The 13,704-nt window shown below is 45.7% G+C and carries 13 protein-coding genes, 1 tRNA gene and 1 other annotated feature; of the genes, 10 read left to right on the top strand and 4 right to left on the bottom strand.

Features of this window, described 5'->3' with window-relative positions:
* From V6C93_RS22710 to V6C93_RS22665, 10 genes are all read left to right on the top strand, one after another.
* Window positions 1–652 (top strand): iron uptake porin (locus V6C93_RS22710; protein WP_333478948.1); only part of this gene is annotated, 652 nt, incomplete at its 5' end.
* Between the two features lie 315 nt (window positions 653–967).
* Window positions 968–1,330, top strand: coding sequence for a 50S ribosomal protein L19 (gene rplS, locus V6C93_RS22705; protein WP_333478947.1), 363 nt, complete (start codon window positions 968–970; stop codon window positions 1,328–1,330).
* 94 nt (window positions 1,331–1,424) lie between these two features.
* Window positions 1,425–1,497, top strand: a tRNA-Trp gene (locus V6C93_RS22700).
* Window positions 1,498–1,780: 283 nt separating this feature from the next.
* Window positions 1,781–2,008 carry a preprotein translocase subunit SecE gene (gene secE, locus V6C93_RS22695; RefSeq protein ID WP_333478946.1) on the top strand — a complete coding sequence of 76 codons (228 nt, stop codon included), beginning with the start codon at window positions 1,781–1,783 and terminating at the stop codon, window positions 2,006–2,008.
* The gene (gene nusG / locus V6C93_RS22690) at window positions 2,008–2,625 is read left to right on the top strand and encodes a transcription termination/antitermination protein NusG (protein WP_349262805.1); all 618 of its coding nucleotides are present in this window, start codon (window positions 2,008–2,010) and stop codon (window positions 2,623–2,625) included. The genes secE and nusG overlap by 1 nt, the downstream gene beginning before the upstream one ends.
* A 2-nt stretch (window positions 2,626–2,627) precedes the next feature.
* Complete coding sequence (rplK, locus tag V6C93_RS22685; RefSeq protein WP_015181445.1) at window positions 2,628–3,053, top strand: 50S ribosomal protein L11; 426 nt, start codon at window positions 2,628–2,630, stop codon at window positions 3,051–3,053.
* A 93-nt stretch (window positions 3,054–3,146) separates the two neighbouring features.
* Entirely contained in the window at window positions 3,147–3,863 is a 717-nt protein-coding gene (rplA, locus tag V6C93_RS22680) for a 50S ribosomal protein L1 (protein WP_333478944.1), read from the top strand.
* 45 nt (window positions 3,864–3,908) lie between these two features.
* Window positions 3,909–4,074, top strand: a sequence feature (ribosomal protein L10 leader region).
* Between the two features lie 134 nt (window positions 4,075–4,208).
* Window positions 4,209–4,757 (top strand): 50S ribosomal protein L10, encoded by a 549-nt coding sequence (gene rplJ / locus V6C93_RS22675; RefSeq protein WP_333478943.1) that lies wholly within the window; start codon window positions 4,209–4,211, stop codon window positions 4,755–4,757.
* Between the two features lie 90 nt (window positions 4,758–4,847).
* Window positions 4,848–5,243, top strand: coding sequence for a 50S ribosomal protein L7/L12 (gene rplL, locus V6C93_RS22670; RefSeq protein ID WP_333478942.1), 396 nt, complete (start codon window positions 4,848–4,850; stop codon window positions 5,241–5,243).
* 510 nt (window positions 5,244–5,753) lie between these two features.
* A complete protein-coding gene (locus tag V6C93_RS22665) occupies window positions 5,754–6,119 on the top strand; it encodes a Mo-dependent nitrogenase C-terminal domain-containing protein (RefSeq protein ID WP_333478941.1) in 366 nt (121 codons plus the stop codon).
* A gap of 237 nt (window positions 6,120–6,356) precedes the next feature.
* Here V6C93_RS22665 and V6C93_RS22660 read toward each other — a convergent pair whose 3' ends face one another.
* The 4 genes from V6C93_RS22660 to gyrB form a co-directional block, all read right to left on the bottom strand.
* Window positions 6,357–7,043, bottom strand: coding sequence for a polysaccharide deacetylase family protein (locus tag V6C93_RS22660; RefSeq protein ID WP_333478940.1), 687 nt, complete (start codon window positions 7,041–7,043; stop codon window positions 6,357–6,359).
* 1,247 nt (window positions 7,044–8,290) lie between these two features.
* Window positions 8,291–8,824 carry a proprotein convertase P-domain-containing protein gene (locus V6C93_RS22655; protein ID WP_333478939.1) on the bottom strand — a complete coding sequence of 178 codons (534 nt, stop codon included), beginning with the start codon at window positions 8,822–8,824 and terminating at the stop codon, window positions 8,291–8,293.
* Window positions 8,825–10,310: 1,486 nt separating this feature from the next.
* Window positions 10,311–11,027 (bottom strand): heme oxygenase (biliverdin-producing), encoded by a 717-nt coding sequence (locus V6C93_RS22650; RefSeq protein WP_333478938.1) that lies wholly within the window; start codon window positions 11,025–11,027, stop codon window positions 10,311–10,313.
* 401 nt (window positions 11,028–11,428) lie between these two features.
* Window positions 11,429–13,360, bottom strand: coding sequence for a DNA topoisomerase (ATP-hydrolyzing) subunit B (gyrB, locus tag V6C93_RS22645; protein ID WP_333478937.1), 1,932 nt, complete (start codon window positions 13,358–13,360; stop codon window positions 11,429–11,431).
* Window positions 13,361–13,704 lie beyond the last annotated feature (344 nt).

Below are 13,704 nucleotides of genomic sequence, written 5' to 3'. Positions count from 1 at the left end.
TGGAAAAAGCCCTATCCGAGTAGACTTGGGTTACTTAGCGGAAAATGGTAACGTTCCCGACGAGAAGTTTGGTCTTTTTGATGGCAACTTCCTTGCTCTTGGTCAAGTCACGTTTCAGCCTACCCAAAAATTCCGCGTAGCTGGTACCTACGTTCATTTATATGATCGCTCCAACCTGCGTCATGCCGAAGGGAGTATTGCATCTCAGATTCAAACAGGAAAACCTCTTGTCGGCAACTCTTACGGACTTGAAGCGACCTTCGCCTTCACGCCACAACTTGTTCTGAGTGGCTGGGGTAACTATACTGCTGCGAGAGCCATTGGTCTTGGTGATGCTGATATCTGGTCGTATGGTGGCACACTCTCTATCAACGACTTTGGCTCAAAAGGCAGTTCCCTCGGCTTTGTGGTGGGTATGGAACCAAAGTTGACGGGTACAAGTAGTTTAGCTTTCGCCAACCAAATTACTGGCTTACAAGCAGGTAGCCGTCGCGATCGCGATACCAGTCTCCATCTTGAAGGCTTCTATAAGTTCAAGCTATCCAACAATATTCTCATCACTCCGGGCGTGATCTGGCTGACTGCACCGGGTCATGATAGCCGCAACGATGACATATTGATTGGTACGATCCGAACCACATTTAGCTTTTAGTCTCGTTTCCGCTGAACTAGGTGAAGAGATAGTCATGTAGAGAGCGATTCCCTGCGGGATAGCTACCCTTCGGGAACGCTACTCGAACGCTTCACGCAGCTTTCTTTTTTTCTTCATCAGTATCCCTAAATGCTTCACACTTGGCTAACCAGCTGAGTAAGGCAAAAACCATCCCATCCCTTAAAGGTGATGGGATTTTTTTTAACAAGATTTTTCCTATAGAGGAAGTAAACACCAGGGAAATTAGCGCTAATATCTAGACACCTGATGATTAGACAGGCTAATATTATAGATTGTGACTTTTATAAGAAAAACATGAAGGCTCAAGAGATTATCCGCTCCATAGAAGCGGAGCAGCTTAAATCAAATCTTCCGGTGATTCATGTCGGCGACACCGTTCGGGTTGGGGTACGCATCCGAGAAGGTGGCAAAGAACGGGTACAGCCTTACGAAGGTACAGTCATTGCCATGCGCAACGGTGGCATCAATGAAACGATAACAGTACGACGAGTTTTCCAGGGCGTGGGCGTAGAGCGGGTTTTTTTAATCCATTCTCCCCGAGTCGAGAGCATCAAAATTGTCCGTCGAGGTAAGGTGCGTCGGGCGAAGTTGTTCTATCTGCGCGATCGCGTGGGTAAAGCCACTCGCATCAAACAACGTTTTGATCGGGGAATTTAACTTAAATTCGCATGGCATTGACTTTATGTTGACGCCCTTAATGCGCTAAACTAAATAAAGTGAGGGGTTTATGATTACTACCCCAATCACCCGTGCGCTCTTAGTTCAGTTGGTAGAACGCAGGTCTCCAAAACCTGATGTCGGGGGTTCAAGTCCTCCAGGGCGCGCTCTAAAATAAATACAATGTAGAAAGACAACGTTTCGCTTCTGCCTGAAGCCAGTATTTTGGCTGCTCTTCTCCCAGAAAAGTCAAAAAAATTCAGGTAGACTTGTTGTGGAAGTAGCTGCAAAGTATCTCCTGATGAGATACCTGAAAGCGGTGCTAACGGAGGCTTGGGAATTGGGTTTCTCCGGGCAAACACCCTGCCCCCCCACAAAGTAACAACTGAGTGGGCAGATAAATCCAAACATCTTGCATCGAAATATCGAGTGACGGGGAGACCTAAGGTTGTGGCAAAGAAAACGAAAACTGAATCAGAAACTCAAGAGACTGAATCCGGGTTTAACGTAAAAACGTTCTTTGATGACACCAAAGAAGAACTCGGTAAAGTTGTTTGGCCGAGTCGGCAGCAGTTAATTAGCGAATCAGCAGCTGTACTACTGATGGTAGTCCTAAGCGCCACCTTAATTTATCTGGTGGATGGTCTCTTTGTATGGGTATCAAAACAGGTATTCTGATGAGTTTTGCGGCAGACGAATCAAACGATTCAAACCAACAACCAGAACAAAGTGAAACCGCCAACTGGTATGCGGTTCAGGTCGCCTCTGGCTGTGAGAAGCGCGTCAAGACCAACTTGGAACAGCGCATTCAAACCCTGGATGTGGCTGACCGAATTTTAAGAGTGCAGATTCCGCAGACGCCGACGGTAAAAATCCGGAAGGATGGTTCTCGGCAACACTCAGAAGAAAAAGTCTTCCCTGGCTATGTATTAGTGCAAATGGTGATGGATGATGACACCTGGCAGGTTGTCAAAAACACACCAAATGTGATTAATTTTGTTGGGGCAGAACAAAAACGTCGCTACGGACGGGGGCGGGGACATGTTAAACCCGTGCCACTAAGTCTCGGAGAAGTCGAACGGATCTTCAAGCAAGCCCAGGAGCAAGAGCCGGTTGTCAAAGTTGATATGGCAGTTGGAGACAAAATCGTGGTGCTTTCGGGTCCGTTTAAAGATTTTGAAGGCGAGGTGATTGAAGTTAGCCCCGAAAGGAGCAAGCTGAAGGCGTTACTCTCGATTTTTGGGCGAGATACACCAGTAGAATTGGAATTCAACCAGGTTCAAAAAACTAGCTAGAAATGGCAAAAAAAGTAGTTGCAATGATAAAGTTGGCTCTCCCAGCGGGGAAAGCCAACCCTGCCCCGCCCGTTGGCCCAGCATTGGGTCAACACGGGGTAAACATTATGGCGTTTTGTAAGGAATACAACGCCAAAACAGCTGACCAAGCGGGAATGGTCGTGCCGGTCGAAATTTCTGTTTTTGAGGATCGTAGCTTTACGTTTATTCTCAAAACCCCACCCGCATCGGTGCTGATTCAAAAGGCAGCAGGAATTCCCAAAGGAGCGAGTCAACCCAACAAACAGAAGGTTGGGACAATTACACGGGCGCAACTTCAAGAAATCGCTCAGACGAAAATGCCCGACCTCAATGCCAATGATATTGAGGCTGCAATGAAAATTGTAGAAGGGACTGCCCGTAATATGGGTGTGGCGATCGCAGATTAATGCGCTCCCTTTAAAATTCACGCCAAAACAATTAGTTGTAAACCCGATTCGGGGGAGAAGCGCTAGCTTCGTTAGTAACCCCAGGAGAGACAGATGACGAGAAAGCTATCACGCCGACTACAGGAACTGCAAAAAAAGGTCGAGGATCGACCTTATGATCCCTTAGAAGCACTTAATCTCTTAAAAGAAACAGCGACGGCCAAGTTCCCGGAATCAGCGGAAGCACATATCCGCTTGGGAATTGACCCGAAGTACACCGACCAACAACTGCGGACCACCGTAGCGCTACCCAAAGGAACAGGTCAAACCGTGCGGGTAGCGGTGATTGCCAGAGGCGAAAAAGTTACGGAAGCAAGTAATGCCGGTGCTGACTTGGTCGGTTCTGAGGAATTGATTGACGAAATCCAAAAAGGCATGATGGACTTTGACCTCCTGATTGCCACGCCAGATGTGATGCCTCAAGTGGCAAAATTAGGGCGTCTTTTGGGTCCAAGAGGTCTGATGCCTTCTCCCAAAGGTGGAACCGTCACTTTCGATCTAGCCCAGGCGATTCAAGAATTCAAAGCTGGTAAACTAGAATTTAGGGCTGACCGCACTGGCATCGTTCATGTCTTGTTTGGTAAAGCATCCTTTAGCGCTGAAGACCTGCTAGTGAATCTCAAAGCCTTGCAGGAAACAATTGACCGCAACCGTCCTTCAGGAGCCAAGGGTCGCTATTGGCGTACTGTGTATGTATCTGCAACAATGGGACCATCGATTCAAGTCGATGTGAACGCCCTGCGCGATATGAAGGTCGGTGAAGCGGCCTAAACTTGAAATTTGAGGTTTAGACTGATTCAAAATTCCAGGCGAAAAAATTAAATCAGGCTTGTGCCAAAGACAGCAGGTGCAAATGGCTTAATATCCTGCCGAGGTCAATGTGCTCAGTATCTCTCGTGTCGCCAACATTCATAGAAATGATGTGGCGTCCGAAATACGAAGTGAAACCCCGGCATGGCGTCCGGGGTTTTGTTTCGGTCAAGGGTTGAAGGCTAGAACGTTGAAGGTTTGGAGGTTGAAAGTTGAAAGCTCATGCTTGTTTAAACCTGCAATCGCGTTACCTGCAACCTGTAACTAACCTTCAACCTGCAACTTGATCAAGGAGGTGAACGAACGATGGGCAGAACACTTGAAAGTAAACAAGAAGTTGTAGCGGAACTCAAGCAAACCTTGAGTGAGTCTCAGCTAGCTTTTGTGATCAACTACCAAGGGCTAACTGTTGCTGAAATCTCAGACTTACGCAGGCGTCTGCGCCCAACAGGCACTGTCTGTAAGGTGACCAAGAACACGCTAATGCGGCGTGCGATCGGGGAGGATGCCAAATGGCAACCGCTAACGGAATTTCTTTCCGGTTCATCCGCTTTCATTCTGGTCAAAGACGACATTGGCGGTGCCATTAAGGCTTACCAAGACTTCCAGAAAGCCGCTAAGAAGACCGAACTCAGGGGCGGTGTGATGGAAGGCCGCGCCTTGAACGAAGCTCAAGTCAAGGCCATTGGTGACCTTCCCTCGAAGGAACAGTTGATTGCCCAAATTGCTGGGGCAATTAATGCGGTGACAACTAAGGTTGCTGTCAGTATTAACGAGGTTCCTGCTTCGCTGGGCCGATGCCTTCAGGCGATCGCGGACAAAGAGAAAGGCAGTTCCGATAGCGAAGCGGCCTAAAACCGTGATTGGGGACATCGGGAGTTCCCAATGTTAAGATTGCCCACTGGCGTGGGCGAGTGATAAAACTAATCTCAAAGGAGTTTACCAATGTCTGCTACAACCGATGAAATTCTCGAAAAACTCAAATCCCTAACCTTACTCGAAGCCGCTGAGCTGGTTAAGCAAATCGAAGAAACCTTCGGCGTGAGCGCCGCTGCCCCAGTCGGTGGCATGATGATGATGGCTCCGGGTGCTGGTGGAGCGGCTCCTGCTGAAGAAGTCGAAGAACAAACTGAATTTGATGTCATTCTCGAAGACGTTCCTGCTGATAAGAAGATTGCCATTCTGAAGGTGGTACGGACACTAACCGGCTTGGGTCTGAAGGAAGCCAAAGATTTGGTAGAAGCAGCGCCCAAACCCGTTAAAGAAGGGATTGCCAAGGATGCAGCTGAAGATGCCAAGAAGCAGTTGGAAGAAGCAGGCGCAAAGGTTAGCGTGAAGTAAAATTTATCGGAATCGATGGGTTGGGCCAGCTCCCAACCCCCGCAAGAATCACTTTTTTGTAGAGCAAGCCAGAAGCCTGCTCTCTTTTTTATGTCAAATTTAACTCTGACATCAAGCAAAAAAGTAATTTGATATACACAAAACAAGTGCGACTAAAGGTGAAAAAACTTAGTTTTATTGCTCGCCTCGCTCCCTCCCAAGTCATAGCAGCAATAATTAGCAAAGCAAAAAGTTACCCCTTGGGGTACTGATATTTTTACTCAGGAATAACAGACAGTAGATATAGCTACTTTATATGATGACTATTAGTAATTTTTGGAGTAGCTAAGTACAAGCTTCGCTTTTTCTTATATAAAATAAGAAAACATAAATCAATTTCTTGTACTCATTCCTCTTAACTAGATGTTGATGGACTAGCCTCCTAAAGCTATATCTCTTTGGGTAGCTACTGGCTCACTAAAATTGACGCTCAAGTCCGTTAAATTATTGACCCAACCTGAGGGAAAACCTATGAATGCTATATACACAAATCATGAGCCTAACGCCCTAACTGGCTTAGTAACCAATGGTGACGAAAATTTCCAATCTGCTAGAGGCAATCGAATGCCTAAGCTCTCATTCAATGTATTGCAGCGACTACGCCAATGGCTCGACCAAATCCAGGTTAATGACCCTGAAATGGCTCGAGTTATGGCTAGGCTGATTCCAGCTCAGTGTCCATTTGAGCGCGATATTATGATATTTGGTTGTAAGCTCGGGCATATTCCTCCCTTGTGCAAACTGAATCCGTTCTACGAGCAATTGGTCGGCTTACGTTTTCGCGCTCTTTGTTTCTTAGCTGATCAGTGTGGTGAAGATATTCAACCCTATTGCTAAAGTTGAATCCATCTTTGACTCCTCCATACATAGCTTGAGTGACTGTTGGTTCGTCACGCAGAACTCTCTCAACAAAAGTCTTATCGTTACTGCCCTAGGTCAACTTTAGCCCCTGAGATACGTTCAAGATTTTCGCTGTTCACGAATTCGGCATATCAATTTGGAGATTTTGCATTACCAACCAGACTCCAGGACATTTTGGAACAATATCAACGCCGCTAGAGGCAATCGCGAAAATCAAGCTTTAGGTTTTTTAGTCAGTTCTTTGTCTTTTATCTGCAACATTTCAGGCACAGTCACGAATGTGTAACCGCGCTGCATCAGTTGGCTAATAATTTTTGGTAATGCCTTCACTGTTCTTGAGCGATCGCCACCGCCATCATGCATTAATATGATTGCTCCTGGTTTAGCTTTCTCCACAACACGCTTAACCAACCATTCCACAGACAGGCTACCCTTTTGCCAGTCGCCAGAATCAACTGACCACGTTACAACCACATCTTTATGCTTAAGGGCATAGTCAGCCAATCCATTATAGAGAAAGCCGTTGGGGGGGCGAAACAACTCGGTTTTAACGCCGGTTGTTTTCTGAAGGAGCATAGCTGTGTCCTCAATTTCACGCATAGCCGTAAACTCATCCATTGGGCGATGCCAGTGATGCCAGGTATGGTTGCCGATCGCATGACCTTCAGCTACTACTCGTTGCCCAATCTGGGGTAAGTTTTTGAGATTGTGACCGATTAAGAAAAACGTTGCTTTAATATTATTTTCCTTAAGGATATCTAGGATTTGGGACGTAGTCTTAGGCCAAGGACCATCATCAAAGGTAAGAGCGATCGCTTTCTCTTCACTGCGCCAAGCTACCTGCCTAATGATTCTGCCTCGAAACCTCGACGGTACGGAAAAGGTAAGCGAGTGCTGCATTGACTCAACAGGTGATGGCAAAACAGCTTGCTGTGCGGGCGCTTTTATTGATATGAGTAAATGAATCAGAGAACTGCACACACCAGCAACACCAGCCAGTAAAATTCTACGTTGCCAAACCAAATATTTATGTTTTACCACGTCCTGACTTGGTGAACCAAAAAGCTGTAAGTTTTGCGAAGTAATAGGAGTACTAACATCGTGTGGGAAAGAAATCCTTAAAAAGGGATGCCTCACCAAGCACTTTGCACTACGATTCAGTGTGCTAGTTGCACAAGTATCACGAAACTCTATTTCTTAAAGTAGACAAAGCCTGTGAAGAGGTTGTGAAGAAACTCCCTTCTGGCATAACTTATGACATAAGCTTTATTCTCTCTACACGAAATATTGATTTCTTGTAATGCTACTCAAAACGAACCCTTGCTTTTGTATTGCTTTGATAACAAGAATTATAGTAGAATAATAATCCCTTAAGAACAGTTACCTAAATAAGGGATCAGGTTAAATACGACATTCGTTTGGGTGCATTTTGACTTCGACGCTTACTTGGCTCAAATTATAGTTTCATGCGCCAGAAGCTTTAGGTTGACAGGCTTTGGTTTTATCTGTGTAGTGATGAGCTACGCTATCAGGGTTGCAACAGCATACAGGATTACAGGTAAAGAGAAAAAGTTTGGAGGTAACACCATCAACTCGGCTAATGCCTATTTTGGGTAAGTCGTTTGATCTGTCTTCATTCCCTCTGGTGCTTTCAATTAGGGCACATATAAAACCTTCTCTCCTCGGAAGATTGAGAAAGAAGGAAGAGGCTGTAACTATGTGTTGCTCTTGGCAGTTTTAGCTATGCCTGACGTAAGCCCTGTTCAGGCTCGCTAATGCTGGACTCGCACTAGGAGCAGGGGAGAATATAAAGATATCTCCCCTTAAACCCCTCTGTGTTTACGTTCTAATGAGCGATTCAACGGATTTGAGAACAGACAAGCTCAGCCCCGCAGGTTGCTATTGGCTCGGCAACCCAATGCCTGGAGATGGATAAGGAGTTGGTCGTTCACCAGACCTTTTCCCATCCTCAGACACACTCTTATACCCTCCCACAGAAAATATGAGAGTTGTCAACCGATATATTGAATTGGAGCTATGAGCTTCAGTCAGTCTTAGTGCGTACACTCAACTATTAGCTTCCTAGCCCTGAGAGATTGCTCTTCTATTCAAAAAGCAGGGTCCTTCAGAGTTCAGTCGCTTTATCCCTATTCCAAGTTGAGACTCCAAGACCCAAGAGAGCCAGAGTCACCCGCAGAGCAATCGGTGATGATGAGTCGCCAAGTACCAGCGGATGACACATTGTTAAACGCACAGAGAGATTGGAGGGGGGCGTAGTTGCCACCTGGGATGACAGGATTCTCTGCCGCTGCCACATCAAATTTGCAGGTGTTGTTATCGCTGAAGATGTAGTCGCCCTTGAGGTCATTGCTATAGCCACTGGAAGAGAAGTAAGGTTGACCCGGTCGGCGGAACAGCTCAACCACCGTATCACTTTCCAAGTGACGCAAGCGCACGGTGAGGTCGCCAACCCATGTGTGGGCAAGGTTTTCTAGCGCAACACTTACTGAAGTGAGAGTGAAGTTTTCTGTAATGACAATGTCATCCTGAAAGCTGCCGTAACCATCAGGAATATTGCCGCCATTTCCGACAAAAGTCGAAATGCAAGTTTTCCGGATGGAGGGAAGTGGAAAATCAACGGTTGCGGTAGCGGTTCGGATTTCTTCGACGATCTTAGACATGATAAGTAATTGCTCCAAGAAGCTAAAGGTTGACAAGAGTGTTATTCGAGTCGAGGGGGGATAACCCTGACAGGAGACTTTGCGATCGCGAAATTAAATTGTTAAGAACAGTTACACTTATTTACATCTTAATCATAGATGCAAACTGCATATTTGGGCATCCTTATAGATGCAATCCAAACTTTCCAGAAATTTCGCAATCAAATCCTACATATCTTTACTTGGTTAATAATGGCATTTTTTTGGGAAAGAGATCCAGTACCTACGAACAATTTTTGAAATAAAAATATTTAAACTAGTAGTACATATAGACTATTTTGGGCATAAAATCCTTTTGCTGTAAGGATTGCGTCATGATTATCTTTCTATATTTTAATGATTTTATATAAATTTATTGTAAAGATAATCTTGAATAATCTTTAGCTTGAGCGTAAAGGTATCAAATTTACACAAAATTTTTAGACAAAAAAACTATGACATGGTGATTTTTTTTCGCCATGTAAAGCTCCACATTGAAGTAGAAAACTTTTTTTATTTAGCCTTCTTTAAACCCAGGTTCCGCCGTCTCCAATGGGGTACTAGGATTTTCTTATTGACTATATGAACCACCGAAGCTTGTCTTAAGCCGATGTGTTATTAAAGTTGTTCTTCAACTAGAGGCTGTCTGCTTGTCTATTTTGATAGAGCTTTCTGGGAGGATTGCCACTCCAAAAAACTCTGAAAATGGCCTGACTCTCTTTTGCAGGCAGCCAGTGACACCATGTAACTTAAATTTTGTTATCACTATAAGCTTGCCCGATTTCAGCCCTGCCTCAGAGGTGTGTAAATTCTAGGGTGATTTTAAAAATTGTTTAGATCATGAATAAAGCTCCATAACGATTTAGGGCAGATGGGTCAATGAAGATTTGTGGGTATAACGCTTGGAGGAAAGAAAGTGGGCTGAAGCAAGAGGACTGCGGTTGCCAGCCCACGTTTTTCGTTCTGTGAGGCCTCTCAAAGTGTCATACGAATTCGTATGACGCGTATTACACCAATAAAAATATTATTTCAATAAGCTGAATTTTTTTGTTAAAGATTTGTTACGTTCTGCAAATCTCACGCTGACACTCTTCCTTGTCGGCTAATACTCATAAGCCGGATTGTGAGGGTTGGGAAGAGTCACAAAGCTGGCGAGGCCTTAATAAGAGGTATTACAATACTTCACTTTACAAGGGGTAGTTTGGGGCAAGAGGCGTACATCCCAAAAAAGCACCCAGTGAGTACTCTTGAGCTTTAAATAATTGAGGCGTTACTGAATTAAGGGATGATTAGGCCAATGTAGCTCTAGCAAGAGTGTTAGTGAAGTGCGCTTTCCCAGGATTTGTGGAGCGCGTCCCGCTGCTCAACCTCAGGGGCTAATGTCTCAGCGTTCCTTTCTCTTAGCTGCCGTACCTAATTATTCCTTAAATTAGCAACGCCAATAGTGAGGGTTGTCTATTCGGGTTGTCTATTCGGCGGTTGCCAGTTCCGTACTGCCGGCTGTGCGACGGCGTGTCAGGGTGTTAAACAGCATCTGACCAATGGCTTTGATCAGGTTACCTTCCAACTCCTGGAACAGTTTCATGTTCATGCCAAAGGTAGCATTGGCTTCATCCACAATCCGATCTGCTGTGGTCTCATCAATGGGTAACTCATTGAGTGCTTGCCGATAGTTCGCTTTAAAGGCTTTCTCATCCGGAATTTCTGGGAATTCATAGAAAGCGGTGCCCTGCCCTTCCGCTAAATTCATAGCCCGTTGAGCGATCTTTTTGAGAATCTGTCCACCGGATAAGTCACCGATGTAACGAGTATAGGAGTGGGCAACTAACAATTCTGGCTGTGTGGCAGATATGTTCCGAATCTGTTGCACGTAGTCTTGAGCGGCTTTTGAAGGAGCTACTTGCTCTCGCCAGTTAGAACCGTAGTAGAAGTACAAGTCCTGCTCTAGGCTGTTTTTCCGGTTGAGCTGGGGGAAGTAAATTTTGGAGAGAATTGGGTGTGTGCTGTGGCGATCCATCTCTTCTTCCATCGCCGAGTAGACGAAGTAGAGGTTTGATACCAGCTTCCGGTACGAGGTTTTCTCAACGACTCCTTTCAAAAAGCATTTGACAAACCCCACATTTTCCGCCATCGTGTGAGCTTTTTTGGTACCCTCACGCAGCTTGGTGGCTAAATTGCTACTCATGCTAAATTATCCTGTCCTTAAAGTTGACGGCTGTGTGTTGTTTCTTACAAAAGAGTTAAAGCTTTTCCAAATTGTTAGAATATACTGATTTAATGAGAACTGAGGTTAAGATTTTTTGCTTAAATTATAGTTATGTGTTTGAATTGATACATTATTTGCCACAGCTCAAGAATTTCGTCAGACACAAGGAAAGCGCATACTCTAACATCAACTTGTGAGCATACTCGCACCGAAGGCTTTCTTTCGCTTGCCTTGAGAAAGTTTGGGCATCACTCTATTACGGTCAATTAACCTTATTTGATAAGATTCAGTAGAATTTCTCAGTTTCTCATGGAAGTGGAGGGGCTGATGGGAATAAGCCCCCCATTGCTTGACTTCAATTTATTGGAAAAAGGAAGTGGTTAGATATCCAGATCGGTGAGGTTGAGGCGGGAACCGTAGGTTTCGATGAATTCACGGCGCGGTCCGACGCGATCGCCCATGAGCACCGTAAAGACGCGATCCGCTTCTGCTGCATCCTCAATTTCTACCCGCTTTAAGGTGCGCGTGCCTGGATTCATCGTAGTTTCCCACAATTGAGTTGGCATCATTTCACCCAAGCCTTTGAAGCGTTGGATGGTGTAACTGGCATTGGAGGGAAACTCGTGTTGGATTAGATTGTTGAGTTCGCGATCGCTATAGCAGTAGTAATGACTGCGTCCCCGCTCTACTTTATAAAGTGGAGGGCAAGCAATATAGATGTAGCCCTGATCCACAAGCGCCCGTTGATAGCGATAGAAGAAGGTCAACAACAGTGTGCGGATGTGCGCCCCATCAACATCGGCATCAGTCATAATCACAATCCGGTGGTAGCGTAATTGCGAGGGATCAAACTCGTCACCTTTGATGCCCAAACCAAGGGCTGTAATTAACGCCTGAATTTCTGTGTTCTTGTAAATTTTGGCGTCGTCGGTTTTCTCAATGTTGAGGATTTTGCCGCGCAGGGGCAGAATGGCTTGAAATTGACGATCCCTTCCTTGCTTGGCGGAACCACCAGCACTATCCCCTTCTACGATAAAGATTTCCGATTCTGAGGGGTCACGAGAACTGCAATCGGCTAACTTACCCGGTAAAGGTGAAGACTCCAGAACAGACTTACGGCGGACCAAGTCCCGCGCACGACGAGCCGCTTCAGCCGCTTTAAAAGCTTGGATCGCTTTGTCTAAGACAGCATCTGCTACGTTGGGGCGGAATTCCAGATATTCTGTTAATACCTCTCCCACCAAAGAATCCACAATTCCCCGAACTTCGGTATTCCCTAGTTTGGTCTTGGTTTGACCTTCAAACTCTGGATCGGGGACTTTAACAGAAATAACACCCGTCAATCCCTCCCGCACATTCTCACCACCCAGGTTAGCTTCATTCTCTTTAATTTTGTTGCGCTTGCGTGCGATCGCATTCATCGTCCGCGTCAATACCGCCTTTAGCCCCTCCAAATGAGTCCCACCATCAATCGTGCGGATGTTATTCGCAAAACCTAAGAGGTTATCGCTGTAGGCATCAACGCACCACTGCAATGCGACTTCGATTTGGATGCCGTTACGCTCCCCTTGAATAAAGATGATTTCCTGGTGCAGAGGCTCCTTCTCACGGTTCATGTACGCAACATATTCCTGAATCCCCCCCTCATAGTGGTAAGTTTCTACTCGCGCTGGGGTAACTCGGTTGTCAGTAAAGGTCATCCGAACACCCGCATTTAGGTACGCCAGTTCCCGCAGACGCCCCGCTAAGGTCGTGTAATCAAACTCAATGCCAGTTGTGAAGATTTCCGTGTCTGGCATGAAACTAACCGATGTGCCAGTTCGAGCTTCCTGTTCCTTATAGGGCTTGGCTACCAGTTCAGTAACAGCGGTGCCTCGCTCATAGCGCTGGGTGTGTATCCGCTTCTCGCGCCAAACCGTCACCTCTACCCATTCAGACAGAGCGTTGACCACAGAAACCCCAACGCCGTGCAACCCTCCAGACACCTTATAGCCGCCGCCACCAAACTTACCCCCGGCGTGAAGCACCGTCATTACCGTTTCTATTCCCGATTTGCCAGTCTTGGCAACGATGCCGGTAGGAATGCCTCGTCCGTCGTCTGTAACAGTAACGGAACCATCGGCATTGATATCAACTTCTATATGCTTGCAATAACCAGCCAGAGCCTCATCAATGGAGTTGTCTACCACCTCGTAAACTAAATGGTGCAGTCCCCTTGGGCCAGTAGAACCAATGTACATCCCTGGGCGTTTTCGCACCGCTTCGAGACCTTCCAGAACTTGAATCTGATCGGCACTGTAACTACTCGTCATGTAAGGGATTCTCCAATATAAAGCTTTGAGCCTTTGTGATAATCAAAAATGAGAAAACACTCTCAAATCCTAACACAAGTGCCTTATAGACGACCACAGACCAGTTTCAAGGGCTTTTTAAACAGGGGATGGATTCTATAGAAATTGTGACGGCTGGAAACCGTCTCTACTGCCATCTCCTGAAAAGTAGCATTGTTACAACTTATTACTTTAGCTGGATTACTAAATAACAATAGAAGAATAAAATAGCTGTATTCAGCTACATACACCTATCAAGCTGATAAGAACTACTCTAAAGGTGAAAAAGGGTTACAACAGAGACTTAGATTATCTCAAGCATTCAT

The sequence above is a fragment of the Allocoleopsis sp. genome, from assembly GCF_036703385.1.
Taxonomy (GTDB): domain Bacteria; phylum Cyanobacteriota; class Cyanobacteriia; order Cyanobacteriales; family Coleofasciculaceae; genus Allocoleopsis.
This window is presented reverse-complemented; position numbering and strand designations above follow the sequence as displayed.